This window comes from Catenuloplanes japonicus (genome assembly GCF_000717135.1).
In the GTDB taxonomy this organism is placed as follows: Bacteria; Actinomycetota; Actinomycetes; order Mycobacteriales; family Micromonosporaceae; genus Catenuloplanes; species Catenuloplanes japonicus.
Genome location: NZ_JNXY01000006.1, coordinates 430,585 through 446,214 on the forward strand (window position 1 = coordinate 430,585; position 15,630 = coordinate 446,214).

Annotated in this window: 11 protein-coding genes; 4 read left to right on the forward strand and 7 right to left on the reverse strand. The window is 73.6% G+C overall.

The window, feature by feature from the left end; all coding sequences use genetic code 11:
* Position 1 precedes the first annotated feature (1 nt).
* Both OP04_RS12730 and OP04_RS12735 read right to left on the reverse strand, forming a co-directional pair.
* Positions 2–589, reverse strand: coding sequence for a hypothetical protein (locus OP04_RS12730; protein WP_033339740.1), 588 nt, complete (start codon positions 587–589; stop codon positions 2–4).
* 77 nt (positions 590–666) lie between these two features.
* Entirely contained in the window at positions 667–2,160 is a 1,494-nt protein-coding gene (locus OP04_RS12735; protein ID WP_033339741.1) for a ricin-type beta-trefoil lectin domain protein, read from the reverse strand.
* A gap of 157 nt (positions 2,161–2,317) precedes the next feature.
* On the opposite strand from OP04_RS12735, the gene OP04_RS12740 reads away from it, so the two are divergent.
* Entirely contained in the window at positions 2,318–3,478 is a 1,161-nt protein-coding gene (locus OP04_RS12740) for a hypothetical protein (RefSeq protein WP_033339742.1), read from the forward strand.
* Between the two features lie 6 nt (positions 3,479–3,484).
* Here OP04_RS12740 and OP04_RS12745 read toward each other — a convergent pair whose 3' ends face one another.
* On the reverse strand, positions 3,485–4,390 hold the full coding sequence (locus OP04_RS12745) for a hypothetical protein (protein ID WP_157239745.1): 906 nt from the start codon (positions 4,388–4,390) through the stop codon (positions 3,485–3,487).
* 308 nt (positions 4,391–4,698) lie between these two features.
* Here OP04_RS12745 and OP04_RS12750 point away from each other — a divergent pair, with 308 nt between their 5' ends.
* On the forward strand, positions 4,699–5,562 hold the full coding sequence (locus OP04_RS12750) for a hypothetical protein (protein ID WP_033339744.1): 864 nt from the start codon (positions 4,699–4,701) through the stop codon (positions 5,560–5,562).
* On the opposite strand, the gene OP04_RS12755 is transcribed toward OP04_RS12750, so the two are convergent.
* From OP04_RS12755 to OP04_RS12770, 4 genes are all read right to left on the reverse strand, one after another.
* Complete coding sequence (locus tag OP04_RS12755) at positions 5,563–7,101, reverse strand: hypothetical protein (RefSeq protein ID WP_033339745.1); 1,539 nt, start codon at positions 7,099–7,101, stop codon at positions 5,563–5,565.
* Between the two features lie 21 nt (positions 7,102–7,122).
* Positions 7,123–8,469 (reverse strand): P-loop NTPase family protein, encoded by a 1,347-nt coding sequence (locus tag OP04_RS12760; protein ID WP_033339746.1) that lies wholly within the window; start codon positions 8,467–8,469, stop codon positions 7,123–7,125.
* Positions 8,470–8,500: 31 nt separating this feature from the next.
* The gene (locus OP04_RS12765; RefSeq protein WP_033339747.1) at positions 8,501–10,255 is read right to left on the reverse strand and encodes a dynamin family protein; all 1,755 of its coding nucleotides are present in this window, start codon (positions 10,253–10,255) and stop codon (positions 8,501–8,503) included.
* Positions 10,256–10,392: 137 nt separating this feature from the next.
* Positions 10,393–11,385 (reverse strand): IniB N-terminal domain-containing protein, encoded by a 993-nt coding sequence (locus tag OP04_RS12770; RefSeq protein ID WP_051797722.1) that lies wholly within the window; start codon positions 11,383–11,385, stop codon positions 10,393–10,395.
* A gap of 457 nt (positions 11,386–11,842) precedes the next feature.
* Here OP04_RS12770 and OP04_RS12775 point away from each other — a divergent pair, with 457 nt between their 5' ends.
* Positions 11,843–13,126, forward strand: coding sequence for an Hsp70 family protein (locus OP04_RS12775; protein WP_033339748.1), 1,284 nt, complete (start codon positions 11,843–11,845; stop codon positions 13,124–13,126).
* Positions 13,127–13,134: 8 nt separating this feature from the next.
* A complete protein-coding gene (locus tag OP04_RS12780; protein ID WP_198153803.1) occupies positions 13,135–15,624 on the forward strand; it encodes a helix-turn-helix transcriptional regulator in 2,490 nt (829 codons plus the stop codon).
* Positions 15,625–15,630: the final 6 nt, after the last annotated feature.

Below are 15,630 nucleotides of genomic sequence, written 5' to 3' on the forward strand. Positions count from 1 at the left end.
GTCACCCCCGAAGTGAAGTGTCTGCATCGATGACTGTATCAGCGTGATCGAGCGCCGCCTGGAAGACTTGTGCCAGTTCCCGGGCGTCGTCACCCGCATGGTGGGTGTGCGGGACGTCGTGCAGACCGAGTTCGTGTTTGATGCGGCCCTTCCGTGTCTCGACCCACTCATGTCCGGTTCGCCCCATCCAGTAGCTGCGGAGGTCCACACCGGAACCTGTCGCGCCGAACGGGCTGTGGCCGACGAACCGCATGAAGTACCAGTGCACGAACATGCCGTCCCACACGGCCGGTGCGGCGAGGAACACCGGCCTTCCGATGCGTCTGAGACTGTTCACCCAGGCGTCTGCGGCGCGCATGGCCTCCTCGGCCGCAGGCGCCTCGGACAGCAGCCGATCCCGGTCCAGGCCGGAGACGGCGAGCGCCTTGGGGTCGAAGTCATCCGAGATCGGCCGCAATTCGGTGTAGAACGTGAGATCCGGTCGGCCCGCGACCGCGAAACCGAGCGAGATCATGCTGTAGGGGCCGGGGATCGGGCCGTCGGCCTCGACGTCCGCGGCAACGTACAGCTCGGGAAGCTTTGCATGCACGATCAGAACCGTACGCCGGGCGTCGCCCCGGAGACTGCCGAGCCGGACAGGCCCAGCTCGGCAGCTCGCACGCGGAATCAGCCGCGGCGCCACTTCTGGTTGGCGCCGCCGTGGCAGTCGAAGAGGATGAGGCGGGCGCCGTCGGCGGTGTTCCAGTCGACGACGTCGACGCACTTGTTGGCCTGGGGGTTGACGAGGTCGCCGGCGCCGCTCAGGACGAACTGCTGGGCGGGGTTGCCGCTGCAGTTGGCGAGCTGGATGACGGCGCCGTTCGCTGTGGAGCCCCACGCCACGTCCATGCAGAGGCCGAGCGCGCGGACCGTACCGTCGCCGGGCCAGGTCCAGTTCTGGGCGCCGGTGCCGTTGCACGTCCAGAGCTGCAGGAACTGTCCGTCGGTCGCGTTGGAGTTGGGGACGTCGATGCACTTGTCGGCGAGGCCGATGAGCCGGTTGCCGGAGCTGCCGCCGCCGGTGGTGGTCAGCGAGAGGCCGTACCGCTGCAGGATCTCGTTGACCGGCTGGTAGACGGTGGTGCCGCCGGACGTGCAGTCGCCGCCGGCGCCGGACGTGACGCCCTGTGCCTGGTTGCCGGAGATGAACGAGCCGCCGGAGTCGCCCGGCTGGGCGCACGCGGAGCTGCCCACCAGGCCGTTGACGATCTGCCCGGAGTAGTTGACGGTGACGTTCTTGGCGGTGATGGTGCCGCACCGCCAGCCGGTGGTCCGGCCGGACCGGCAGACGGACGCGCCGACCGCGGCCTCGGTGGAGCCGGCGACCGTGGCCACGCCGCCGCCGTAGTTGTTGACCCACGGCTGGGAGACCCAGTTCGAGTTGGTCTGGACCCAGGCGAGGTCGTCGCCGGGGAAGACCGAGCCGCGGAACGTGCCCTGGGCGACGCCGCTGCCGGCGGTGGTGGCGCCGACGCCGCCGCAGTGCCCGGCGGTGACGAAGCCGCCGGCGACCGCGAAGCCGACCGAGCACAGCACGCTGTTGTTGATCACGTACTGGTCGCCGCCGCGGATGTCGTAGACCGGCTTGTACGCCTCGGTCGTGGCCACGGCGCTCACCGCGTCCGCGGGGATTCCGGCGGTACGCGCGAACGCGCTCGCCGCGGCCGTGCTGGACGCCTTGATCGTGACCGTGTTGGTGACCGGGTCGACGTACCAGGAGTGCACGTCGGGCCCGGGGGAGGACAGCGTCGCGGCGAGGCGGTCCAGCGTGGCGAGGTTGCGGGTGACGACCTTCGGCGTGGCGCCGGCCGCGCGGACCTGGGCGGCGCGTGCCGGGTCGGTGATGCCGGCGATCACGGTGCGGCCGTCCTCGGTCACCCATGTGCCCGCGTACGCGCTGCCCAGCGTCTTCTGCAGTTGCTTCTCGATCGGCGGGGCGGCGGCCTCGGTGACGAGCCGGGTGGCCAGCTGGCCGTCCGTGACCTGCAGGTCCCGCAGCAGCGCGTCGACCTGTCCCGGCGGGAGGTCGGGCGCGGCGAGCGCGGGCGTGGCGGCCTGGGTGGAGGCGAGCAGGCTCGCGCCGAGGATCAGGCTGGAGAGCGCACCTATTTTCCGTTTCATGGACATACCTCCGGTGGGGGTAGGTAAGGAGGTGAGAGCGCTCTCTGTTAGGAGAGTTTACGGATAGTCCGAAAGCTGTCAATATCCAGAAACATCTATTGCGCGAGGCGGTGCCACGAAGGAGTGATGCAGGCGGGGCGGCTTATACGCTTCTCTCATGCCGGTGTCGCGCAAGCGCAAGTCCACGAAGAGCAAGCCGCCGAAGCACGCGCCCCGGAGTCGGGCGATCGAAGGCCGGCACCCCCTCGACGATCAGCGCGTCGTCCGGGTGACCCCGGCCGTGAAGACGCTGGTGGCGCAGCTCGTCGACGAGATCGCGACGCTGCCGGACGCCCCGGCCCTGGAGGACCGGCTGTGCGCGCTGATCGGGCCCGTGATCCACGCGTTCGAGGAGGAACCGCTGGAGGCGTACGCCGGCCCGCAGCACGTGATGGAAGCGCTGATCAAGGCCGCGGCCTCGGTGGACGGCGACACCGGCCGGCGGATCTTCGCCGCCGTCGCGGCCATCGCGCCCGCGCGCTTCCACGGCCAGATCAAGAAGGCGCGGCGCCAGAACCCGGTGCCGTCGGCACAGCCGGCCGGTGACGTCCGCTGGGTCCGTGACCGCTACGGCAGCCGGTTCGGCATCCTTGCGCCGTTCACCGTCCCCGGCGGCGACCTCCGCTGGTACCTGTGGGACGTCGACGCCTGTGGCCTGTCGATCTCCACCGTCCACAGCGGCTTCCACGCCGGCCCGGACGAGGCGCTCGCCGCCTGGCACGCCGGGGTCGGCCCGTTCGCGGCCGCGGACGCGCCGTGGTCCCCGATCGACGACGCCGAGATCCTGGACGAGGTGCTGCCCCGGGACCGGGGCGCGATACGCATGGGCGGGGAGTCGGCGGCGCAGTTCACCGAGTTCCACCGCGGCCTGCGACTCGCCGAGACCGTTCGCGACCTGCGCGGACCCGTGCGGCGTACCTGGCCCGAGCTGGGGCCGGAGACGGCCGCCGACGAGTTCGCCGCGTGGCTGCGCGCCCGGCGCCCGGACGCGCTGCCGGACGACCTGGACGAGCTCGCCACCGACTTCGCGGAGTCGTGGCAGACGGACGCGACCAGGCTCTACGGCACGTTCTCCGCGCACCGCGTCGCGCGGAATGTCCTGCTCCTGCGGGACTACTTCCAGGAACCCGGCGCGTCCGAGCTGGTGGCGCTGATCCCGGACTGGGTCACCTGGCTGGGTGAGCGCGCGGGTGCGGACGCCGACCTGGTGGAACACAGCCTCGCGTACCGCCCGCCGGCCGGCGACGCGCTCAGCCACCAGGCCCGCGTCATCGAGTAGCGCCGTCTAGCGCAGCCGCCGCACGTCCGCGCGCGGCGACGGCGGCAGCAGCTCCACCCGGCCGCGGAGCAGGTCGAGGAACACCTCCACGTCCGCGACCTGGTCGGGCTGCTCCGGGCAGGCCGGCCGGTCCAGCGCGCGCCGCAGGATCGCGGCCGCCTCGGCCGGCGTGTAGTCGCGGAACACGATGCCGCCCTGTCCCGAGGCCGACCGGAAACCGTCCCGCAGCACCTCCGGCTCGGACGCGGCCCAGATGTCCTTGACGCCGCCGCCGAGGTGATGGTCGATCAGGACCGCGACCGCGTGGTCCCGGCGGCCGTAGCGGAACGTCACCGCGACCGTCTCCTGCGAGCCGAGATCGTCGCCGTAGCCGAACGCCGGCGTACCCACGACGGGTCTTCCCAGGTCTTTGACCCACGGGCGGTCCCGCAGGCCGCCCGCGACCATCCGGTCCGCCGCCTGCGCCGCCGCCGGCCGGGCCCGCTTCGGGCCGGTCACGGCCAGCAGCCGCAGCATCGCCAGCGCGGCCGGTCCGCCGTGCGTCTCCACCTGCCCGGCCAGCGCGATCAGCATCTCGATCTCGTCGTCGCCGGTCGGCGCGTGCGGCGCGGCGCGCATCGCGGCCAGGAACTCGTAGGCGCTGATCTCCGCCTCCAGCGCGCCGATCCCGCGCTCGGTGAGCGGCGCGAACCCGCTGATCAGCCCGGCCACGGCGTCGCCCGGCTCCGGCAGCACACCCGCCGCCGCGAGATGCTCGATCACCTGGTCCGGATCGGTCACCCCGTCCAGCCCGTCCAGGACCTCCTGCGGCACCCCCGCCTCGGCCAGCACGCGGAGCAGTTCGGCCGCCGGGCCGCCACCGCCACCTCCGTTGATCACCGTGAACCGGGGTCGCGATTGTGCTTCAGCCATCCGAGAATCGTGTCAAAACAAATGATCAAGAACATAACGGGGGTACGGATCGGGCGGCGGCATTACGGCGCCGGGGTGTCCCACGGGTTGACGAGGGCTACGCCGGTGCCGGCGAAGTCCTCGGTGTTGCGGGTCGCGTCGCCGCCCCTCGGGTAGTCGGGCGATGCCGTAGCGAATCTCGGCGACCGTGATCGTGGTCGTGTAGAGGGCCTCGCCGGTGTTGGACTGCAGCCACGTGATCACGGAAGGCGCCGGCTCTGATCGCATGAGTACCGTCGCGCCGAGCGAGGGCTGGCTATATTGACGCGATGCGGATACCTCGCGGAACGACGGTCGTCGCGGTCCTGGCGGCGCTGATCGGGGCCTTCCTGACCGCGTCGCTGGCGAACCGGCTGGCCTGGGAGCACGCGCCGGAACTGCCCGGCGAGCAGGAGCGGGCCGCGATCGGCCGGATGGTCCTGCCGGACACGTCGCTGACCTGGCACGACTGGGCCACCGACGACCCGGGGAAGGCCGGCCTGCCGTTCGCGTCGGTCGGCGCGGAGCTGACCGCGCGGCAGTTCGACGCGTACGCGCCGGGCACGCCGGAGACGGACCGGGTCGCGGAGTTCATGGACGGGCTGCGGGGCCGGCTGCACGACGCCGGCTGGACCGTGCTCGACGACTACTCCGTGGGCCCGACCACGATCGCGACCGGCGAGCGGACGAACGACTCGCGGGCGCTGATCGCGCGCAACGACCATCTCGTCCTGTACTTCGAGGACTATCACGACGCCGAGTTCGCCGAGAGTCACCTGAGCCTGACCGTGCACCGCGCCGAGCCGGACTGGTTCGCGCCGGTCACGTTCGCGGCCGGGCTGCCCGGTGCGATCGCCGGCGTGCTGCTGGCGATCTGGGCGGCCCGCCGCACCGCGTTGTACCCGGCGGCACGGCGGGCGACGGTCATCGTGTTCGGGCTCGCGTTCGCCGTGTTCCTGCCGGTCCTGGCGTTCGGGACGGTCTACCTGGAGACGCTGACCGGCGCGTACGACTCGTCGCAGCCGCTGTGGGCCGGGCTGGCGCTCGGCCACGAGTTCAGCCTGTTCTCCGTCCCGCTCCTGGTCCTGCTCGCGGTCGCGGTCGTGATCCCGCTGTGCTGCCGCGAGGCCGTCCCGGTGGAAGCTGGTTCCTAGCTAGCGCCGCGGCCGCTTCTTGGGGCGGCGGGCCGACACCGCATGCGGGCGGGCCGGCGCGCGACGGACGCCGCCGTAGGTCTCGGCCAGCGCGCGGTGCTCCGGGTCGTCGGTGCGGTCCGCGAGCGCGCGCAGCTCGGCCGCGCCGGTCTCCGGGCGGTGGTCGCGCCAGCGGGTGAGCAGCGTGGCCGCGATCGTGGGCGTCTCCGCGGCGAGCGCGACCACGAACTCGGCGGTCTCGGCCAGCAGGTCGTCGAACGTGGGCACCGTGATGTCCTCGCCGCGCAGGTGCTCGACGAACAACGCGGCGCCGAACGGCGTGAGCGTCGTCCGCTCCTCGTCGTGGCGAACCGCGCCGAACAGGTCCAGCTGGGTGAGCATCAGGTCCACGTCGCGCTCGTGCACGGGGTCGAAGATGCCGTCCGGGTCGGGGTCGAAGAACTCGTCGATGAGGCCGTTGACGATGTCGGACCGCTCCTCCGCGTCGATCGGCCGCTGCGCCATGAACATGGCCATGAGCAGCGCGAACGCGAATTCGTCGAACCGGTACGGCACGATCGAGTCGAGGTAGCCGGGCGGGGCCACGGCGCGGCCGACCGCGAAGAACGCCTCGAACGCGCGCCGGGCGGCCGCGGCCGGATCCTTGAGCGTCCTCGCGGCGGACTTGTTCGGCAGCACGCGGCCCTTGACCACGCGGACGAAACGCGCCTCCTTCGCCCAGGCGAAGACGACGTTCGTCTCGTACAACTCCTCGCTGCTCCTGACCTTGAACGGCGGCGCGTTGAACCGGTCGGACAGGCCGAGCAACGTGATCAGCTCGGCCGCGTCCGCAAGTTTGAGGTTGCCCTTGGGGGTGAGCGCGCGGCCGTCGCCGACCCAGGCGGTGAAGCGGAGCAGACGGTCCAGCGCGACGGATCCGGCCGCCACGGCCGTGAGCGCCTCCGGCGTCGGCGGGTCGAACGGCGGCAGCGGCAGCAGGCTCTCGTCGTCGTCGGTCAGCTGGTTCTCCACGACCCTGGCCAGCACCGCCTCGTCGACCGGGACGCGGCCGTGCTGCACGTCGGTCATGAACGCGGCGATCTCGGCCTCGTTCTCGATGTTGACGCCGGCCGCCAGCATGCGCATCGACCAGTACTTGGCCGGGCCGAAGCGGGTCTCGTCGGCCATCGCGGCGTCGAAGTCGACGGACAGCGCGTCCAGCGCGGCGTGCAGCACGGACGCGTCCGCGCACTTCGCATCCGCCAGGTCCGCGTCGAACAGGAAGTCGACGAACGTGTGCACGGTCGCGATCATCTCGGACCAGTGCGTGGTGGTGACGGTGCGCGGGAAGTACTCCAGCAGCGCGTAACGCAGGTCGTCCGGCTGCCACCGGCCGAGCAGCCCGTCGCCGACGCTCCACCGCTGCTCGATCAGCACCTCGGCCACGAACAGATCGGCGCCCCGGCCGGCCCGGCGGGCCCATCGCTCGAACGCGTCCACCAGCCGATCACGGGCCGGGAAGAAGTCCTCGTCGGGGGCGTAGGTCCAGACCATGCGCATGAGCACGAACCGTACCCGAGGTCAGACGCCGAGGCGGTCGAGGATGGCGGCGCAGCTCTCCACCACGATCGTGGCGGCGCGGCGCTGCCGGCGGTCCGCGACGCCGCCCTCCGCGAGCACCTGCCAGCGCAGCAGCGCCTCATCGCAGTGCCGTCGCATGCCGGGCGCGTCGGTCGGCTCGTCCAGTCCGAGCCGGGCCGGGATGTCGGTGCCGTCGCCGCCGGCCAGCCGGTGCGCCTCCGCCTCCAGCTCGGCGGGGAACCGGACCGGCAGCTCCGGCAGCGTCGCGACCAGGCGCATCTCCCGGAACTCGGTGGCCTCGGCCAGGATGCGGCCGAGCCGCACGCGCAGCGCGTCCGTCTTCGGTGTCCACTGACCGTCCAGCGCGGACTCGACGGCCAGCAGCGTGGCGCGCGCCTTCAGCGCCTCGGTGCGCGCGACCAGGCTGTGCGCGATCGTGTCGCGGAGCTCGGTGAGGCCGCTGCGGCGCGCGAGTTCACCCGCGAGCGTGAGCCGGGTGTCGTGCCCGGTGCGGGCCAGCACGACCGCGAGCCGCACGCCGGGCAGCCCGAGCCGGTGCAGCAGTTCCGCGGGCAGGCCGGCCGCCAGGTACCGGTCCGTGCTGAGCAGCGCGCCGTCCGTGTCCGTGCGCGGGAGCGCGGCCAGGTGCGCGAGCGTCTCGAACTCCACGTCGGTGAGCGTGCGCGCGGTCGCGGCCGCGAGCCCGCCGAGCGGGTGTACGCGCAGGCACAGGTCGCGCACGGCCGGGTCGCGGGCGTGCCGGCGGGCGATCTGCCGCGCGGTGACGAACGCGTCCGTGCGCCCGCCGTTGATCTCGTCCGCTCGGGACAGCACCAGCACGGTCGCGACCGGCGTGGCGCGCGCGACCGCGCTGCTCTGCAGGTCGCGCAGCGGCGCCAGGTCCGCGGGCCGGGCCGCGGGCGTCAGGTGCAGCACCGCGTCCGCGTCGTCGAGCGTCGCACCGCCGGACGGCGTGTCGAGCAGCGTCATCTGCCGGAGCACCCGGCTCGGCCAGTGGATCACCAGGTCGCCGTCGACCTGCCCGGTGCGCGGCCCGTCCGGCGTCACGGTCAGCGGCAGCTCATAAGGATCGAGATCAGGGGGGTACGCGGTGGCGCGCGGACTGGTCCCGTCCTGATACCAGACCGTGCAGCCGTCGCCGATCGGCGCGACCTTGTCGCCGACCAGCGCGTTGACCAGTGTGGACTTCCCGGACCCGGCCCGCCCGGCGACCGCGACGCGCAGCGGCTCCGTCCACCGGTGGCGCTGATGGCGCAGCGACGTGACCTGCGGATAGGCGGCGACGGTGTCGTCCAGCAGCGCCTGGGCCGCCGACGCCAGGCTCATGCCGTCCCCTCCGCTTCGCGTGCCGACTCGCTCATGCCGCCTGCAGCTGCTGGGCCTGCCGATACAGCCCGGCCAGCTCGCGCAGGCTGATCTCGATCTCCCGCTGCCGGCGCTCGGTCTCGGCCACGTCCGCGTCCGCGGCCAGCTTCGCGGTGCGCACGGAGTGCACGATCGCGTCCTGCAGCCGGTCCGTCAGGTCGATGAAGTGGTCGCGCAGCAGCCGGTGTGCCTGCCGGACCGTGTCCTTCGCCTCCTTGCTGACCAGCAGGAAGAAGTCGTCGACGTGCCGTTGTGTGCGGGTGCGGGCCGCGGACTGCCGCCGTTTGAGCAGCGTCTTGCTCTCGTCGTGCACGGTCTTGCCGCCGAGGATCGCGCCGGCGCCGACGGAGACCGGGTTGATCAGCGGCATGCCGGCGAGGCTGGTGGCCAGGCCGACCATCAGGATGCCGCCGTACGACCCGCGCAGCCCGGTCAGCGCCTTCTGCGTGATGGTGAACTTCTCCACGCCGGGCTGCTCGATCGCGGGCACCAGCCGGTCCAGATCGTCCGGGACGTGCATGCGCCAGGTGGGCAGCGCGTCCGGGCCGTACTCGCCGAAGTGTGCCGCGACCCGGTGCGAGATCCACTCGCACTGCGCGATCAGCCACCCGAAGTTCGCCTCCGCGGCGTCCTTGAGCTCGGCGTCGAGCCAGCCGGCGAACTCGTCCCAGGCGGTCATCGGGTCCGCGCTCTCGAACGTCTCGTCCACCCGGCGGAGGATCTGGCGGGTACGGTCCCGCAGGTCGTACTCGATGTTGGACACCAGGTCCGAGATGTCGTCGTTGAGGGTGTTCTGCCAGCGGACGTGCCGGCGCCGCACGTCGTCCAGCGCGCGCTGTGCCTCGGTGAGCCGGGCCATCGCCTGCGACGGCGCCGACGCGGACGTGAGCCGGGCCCGCAACGGTGCCGCGACCTGCTCCAGCGCGGCCCGGGACGCCTGCGCAGCCGCACTGCGGGCCAGCTCGCGCGGCTTGCCGGCCACGTCCCGGTTCAGCCGGACGATCAGCTCGGGGAAGCCGGACTCCGCGTTGAGCACGGCGTCGCCGGTGCGGGCCGCGTGCAGCCGCAGCACGGCGGAGACCGGGATGACGACCGCGGCGATGCCGGCCGAGGCCAGCCGCTGCCGGTTGCGGTCCGCGACCGCGCGCCAGTCCGTGGCCAGGTCGGTCTTGGTGAGCGCGACCACCACGTTCGGCACGGTGGCGGCGGCGTCGCGCAGCAGGTCGAGCTCGGCGACGGTCAGCTCCGCGGTCGCGGCGGACGCCAGCACCACGGTGTCCGCGGGCGGGTGCGCGCCGAGCCGCGCGTGCCAGGGCTCGCCGGGGACGGCCGCGGGCGTGTCGACCAGCGTCAGGCCGCCGGCCAGCAGCGCGCGGGGCACGCCGATCTCGGCCCGGATCGCCTCGCGGCCGCGGATGTGCGGCGCGGCCTCGGCGACGGTGAGCGTGGTCCGCGCGGTGCGGTGCACGAGCGTGACGCCGGGCTGCTCCGCGTGCCGTACCACGGTGGGGGTTCCGGTGGTGCCGGCGTCGCCGACCGGGCAGACCGGCGCGTTGATCAGCGCGTTGATCAGCTGACTCTTGCCCTGGCCGGGCTCGCCGAGCACGATGACCCAGAGCGCCGGGTCGAGCAGTTGCTTGCGACGGGCGCGCAGGCCCGTGGCGAGGTCGGTGCGGCCGTGCACCAGGCAGGCCTGAGCCGCCGAATCGAGGATGTCCACCCACATCGGGGTCGCGACCGTGCTCATTCGGTGCTCCTTCCGGCCGGACGTTCTGTGCTGACACGCCTGCCGCGCGGCACCCGGAACCGGGGCCGCGCGGCAGAGGCGTGGTGATAGAGCCTCGTCAACCTGGCTGGCATCCTAGCCGGGTTGAAAAAAGCTCATTAGAACAGAATGTCGGTCACGCCCGACAGGTCCGATCCGTGCTGGCCGGTCACGTCGCTGACCGTGCCGGTGACGGTGCCGGTCACGTCGCCCAGGCCGGTCCCGCCGGTGAGGTCGGTCAGGCCCGCGCCGCCGGTGACGGTGCCGAGGGTGTCCCCGGTGATGCCGTCGACCGACGAGGTGACGCCGTCCAGCGTGTGGTCCAGGCCGGTGCCGTGGGTGACGTGGTCGGTGATGCCGGAGACGCCGGTGGTCAGGCCGTTGACCGTGCCGGTGACGCCGCTGACGGTGCCGGTCAGGCCGTTCACGGTGCCGGTCACGCCGTGCAGCGTGCCGCCGACCGTGTTCAGGCCGAGGCCGACCGTGCCGAACACGGTGCCGCCCAGGCCGCTGATCGTGCCGTCCAGGCCGCCCACGGTGCTGCCGACGCCGGTCACGGTGTCGCCGAGGCCGGCCGTGTCCGCCACGTCGTAGACCGTGCCCGCAACCTCGTTCACCGGGGCGTAGACCGCGCCGGTCACGTCCGCGTCCAGCTGCGCGGTGATGTCGCCACCCGGGCCCAGATCCACCGGCAGCTCGACCGAGGCCTCGCTGATCGCGCCGAGACCGAGGCCGGTCAGCGCACCGACGCCCAGCTGCACGCTGTTGTGGTCGATCGCCAGACCGGCCGCGGCGGCGTTCGTACCCAGGTCGCCCGGGTTGGCGGTGCCGGCGGACAGCTGCGCGGTCACCGACTGGAGCTGCGCGATGGCGGTCGCGGACACGGTGTCGCCGGCCGCGGTCTCCACCGCCGCGGTCGGGAGCGACAGACCGGCCAGGCCCGGCACGGCCGCGTAGTCCATCACCAGCGGCACCACGTCGGTCACGTCGGCCGGCGTGATGTCGCCCAGGCCGGCCGCGGTCAGCGCCGCCTCCGGGTCCAGCTCGAACACGGAACGGGCCTGGGAGTCCGTGATCAGGTTCAGTACGAAGTCGTGGAGGGTGGAAGTCATGAAGGGAACCTCTCAAGTCAGCGCGGTTGTCGGGCAGCGGCTGCCACAACCGAAGCTAGTGCGGCACCCTACGGCGAACATCGGGGACGAGACCGGGTTCCGGACCCTACCCCCTGGGGACCCCCGGGGGCGGGGATAGGGGATTAGGGGTTCTCGGTGCCCCCTGATTCTGGGGGTCCGTCCCCTCGGCGCTTTCTGGTACGAACGTTGCAGTCCGCCGAACACCGTGGCCGAAACGGAGCCATCCCGTTCCGGCTCCGGCGGGCAGGCCTTACCGTGGCCGCAGCCGGACCTCCGTCTGCCGAGCCGGCTGTGTGAGCGTGTGCCCACGCGCTGCCACGGAAGGGCCGGTCCCTCCCGGGTAGGGGTGCCGGGGAGAGACACACGAGGGATGGGGAGGGCATCCGCCGGTTCATGGCGGATGCCCTCCTGAACAGCGCAGAGGAGGTGAGGCGGCGTGGCCTACGTACTCGGCATCGACATCGGTGGCACCCACGTCACCGCGGCCGCCAGCCGCCTCGTCGACGGCGCCTGGAAGCGCCCGGCCCCGATCCGCCTGCGCGGCGACACCGACGAGGCCCCCGCGGTCCTGCACGTCGGCCCGGACGGCGGCCTCACGGTCGGCGACCCGGCCGAACGCGGGCCCGTACTGCGCCCCGGCGTCGTCGCCCGCGAGTTCGCCGGCCGGATCGGCGCGGACGCCCCGGTCCTGCTGCGCGGCGAGCGCTGGTCGCCGCAGCGGCTCACCGCGATCGTCGCCCGCCGCGTCACCGACCTGATCCGGTCCCGCGAGGGCGACCTGCCGGTCCGGGTCGTGCTCGCCCACCCGGCCACGTTCACCGCGCACCACGTGTCCGCGCTGCGCGCCGCGCTCGCCGACGTCGGCCTGGCCGCGGAGCCGCTCCCCGAGCCCGTGCTCGCCGCCGAGGGACACGCGGCACGCGGCGGCAAGGGCGCGCCCGCGCTCGCGGTCCTCACGGTCGGCGGCACCGGCTACGAGGCGTCCGTCGTCACCAGGACCAACCCGATCACGTACGTGGTACGCGCCACCCGCACCGGCGCGCACCAGATCGGCGGCGCCGACCTCGACGAGGCGCTCGCCCAGCACGCGCTCGAGCAGCTCCGCAAGGAGATCGGCGCGCTCGACCCGGCGGACGAGCGCGAGCTGCGGATCCTGCACGACCTGCGGGCCGAGTGCCGGTACACGCGCGAGCAGCTCAGCCACGCGGACGAGGCCGAGATCATCCTGCCGCTGCACCCGGGCGAGATCCGGCTCACCGTCACCCGCACCCAGCTCGACCAGCTCATCCGCCCGCTGCTCGACCACCCGGCCGCCACCCTGGCCCGTGTCGTGGCCTCGGCCGGCGTACCACCGCACCACCTCGGCGGCATCCTGCTCACCGGCGGCGTCGCACACACCCCGCTGCTCGCCACGCTGGTCACCGGCCATCTGCCGGGCGTCACCGCGCTCCCGCCGGGCGGCCACACGCTGGTCGCCGAGGGCGCGGCCGCGGTCGCCGCCCAGCTCGCCGCCGGGCTGCACGACAGCCCGCCCCCGGGCGGTCGCGGCAGGGCGGTCTGGGAGCCGGAGCCGGGCCAGGAGCCGTCCGTGCTCCCGGCGCCCGCGCCCGGCAACCGCGCGCCGCTGCCCGACCCGCCACCCCGGCCGCCTGTGAAGATCAGCACCCCCGATCTGCCCGGCCGTCGCCGCACCCGCAAGAACTCCACGCACATCAGTTGAGGAGAACGGTGACGATCCGCACCATGACACCGTCCTGGCTGGTACTCGACGAACAGGTCGCGCAGCTCTGCGACGACCTCGCCGCGAACCCCGCCGGACCGCTGCGCCTCTGCCTCCAGGCGCCCGGCGGGTACGGCAAGACCGCGCTGCTGTCCTACCTGGCCGGTCTGCTCCGCGAGCACGACCTGCCGGTCCTGGACGTCTGGGCCGACCCGATCGACGGTGCGGACCCGGACGCGGTGCTGTTCGCCGACGACGCCCACCTGCTCGACGAGGGCCGTCTCGCCACGCTGCAGGCGCTTGCCGTCGGGCGGCGGCGCATCGTGCTCGCGTACCGGCCTTGGCCCCGCCCGGCCGGCCTCACGTCGCTGACCTCGATCCTGCGGCGCGAACGACCGCCGGTGCTGCTCGGCCCGTTCACGCCGGTGCAGACCGCGCGCGCCGTGCACGCCTGGGCCGGCGGCGAGCCCGCGGACGGGCTCGCGGACCGCGTCCACCAGCTCAGCGGCGGCGTACCCGGACTCGCGCAGCGCCTCACCGCGGTGCTCACCACCAGCCCGGAGCTCACGGACGCGTCGCTGCTGCAGTTCCGCGCCGACCTGGACCACCTGGAGCCGGACGTACGCCGTCTGCTGCTGGCCACCGCGGCCGGCGGCGCGCTCCCGATCGACGTGCTCGCCTCCCTGCTCGGCCGCGACTCCGCCGGCATCGACGACCTGCTCGAAGCGGCCCGCGCCACCGGGCTGCTCAGCATGGACGACACGCTCGTCCCGGCCGCCCGGCAGGCCGTCACCGCGCTCGGCCCGGTCGCGCACCGCGCCGACCTGTGGCAGCGCCTCGCCGCGCTCCAGCTCGCCCGCGGTGACCGGACGCTCACGGTCGCCCGCTCGCTGGTCGACGCCGGCATCGGCGGCAGCGTGCTCGCGCCCACGTTCCAGGCCGGCGCGGAGGAGGCACTCGCGGCCGCGCCCCAGGTCGCCGCGCGCCTCTTCGCCGCCGCGGCCGCCGGGGGCGCGCCCACCGGCGCCCGGCACGCGCTCGCCACCGCGCTCGGCGGCGACCTGGACACCGCGCTGCGCCTCGCGGACCGGCTGGTCGGCGCGCCCGGCACGGATCAGGCGGCCGAGCACGACCGGGCCGCCGGCGCCGCGGTCGCGGCCGCGGTCCTGGCCCACCGCGGGCAGCTGGCCCGCAGCGCGGAACGGTACCGCTGGTCCCGCACGCCCACGTCGCGTTCGTTCGCCGCGCTGGCGGCCCAGGCCACCGGCGCCGCGTTCGTGGAGGTCGACGAGGGTACGGACGGGCCACCCACGCTGCTCACCAACGCGGCCGCGATGATGGCGGACGGCCTGCGGGAAAGCATCTCCGGCACGCCCGCGGCCGCGCTGGGCACGCTCGTCCAGGCCGCCGCACTGCTCGAACCGGCCGGACCCGCGGTCCTGCTCCCGGACAGCCCGGCCGCGCTCGCCGCGCTGGTCGCGCTGCACGACGGCGAGCTCGACGCGGCCGACGCGGTGCTCGGACGCGCGGTCACCGCGGGCATGGGCTCGGTGCTGATGGCCCGCCGCCACCGCCTGCTCTCGGGCTGGATCCGGATGTTCCGCGGCGACACCACGGCCGCCCGGGACCACCTCGAGGCCGCGACCGGCGGGGGCGCGCCGATCCAGCTGCGGGACGGGTTGTTCGCGTCCGCGCTGCAGATCGGGCTGGCCCGCCGCACCGGCGATCTGCCGGAGATGCACCGCGGCTGGGCGACCGCACGCGAGACCGTGCTGCGGCACCCGGTCGACCTCTTCATGCTGCTGCCGCTCGGTGAGCTCGCGATCGCGGGCGCACGACTCGGGGAACGCGCGGCGCTCGACGTACCGGTGAATCAGGCTCTTGATCTTCTTGACCGTCTCGGGCGTCCGCCGCTGTGGCACGCCACGCTGCACTGGTACCTCCTGCAGGCGGCAGTGGTCGGCGAGGACGCGGAGACCGCGGCCGTGCACGCGGGCGCGCTCGCCGCCCACGCGGGCGCCACCGCGCACACCGCGATCCTCGCGGCCGCGGCCACCAGCTGGTGCCGCCTGCTCACCGGCGACATCGACCCGGACGAGGTCGTCCAGCACGCCCGCGACCTGCACCGCACCGGCCTGTCCTGGGACGCGGCCCGGCTCGCCGGACAGGCCGCGGCCCGCACCGAGGACCGCCGCGCCATGGTCACGCTGCTCGACACCGCGCGCCTGCTCCAGGGCCGCCAGCCCGGCCCGCGCGCGGACAACACGGATAAACCGGCCGGGCCCACGCCGAGCGGGCAGCTCTCCGACCGGGAGCAGGAGGTCGCCGAGCTGCTGCTCGCCGGCCTCACCTACAAGGAGATCGGCGACCGGCTCTTCATCACGCCCAAGACCGTCGAACACCACGTGGCCCGCATGCGCGCGCGACTCGGCGCACCCAACCGCGCGGAACTCCTCGCCCGGCTGCGCGCCACCGCGCCCCGCAACACCGCTTCCTGAGAGGGG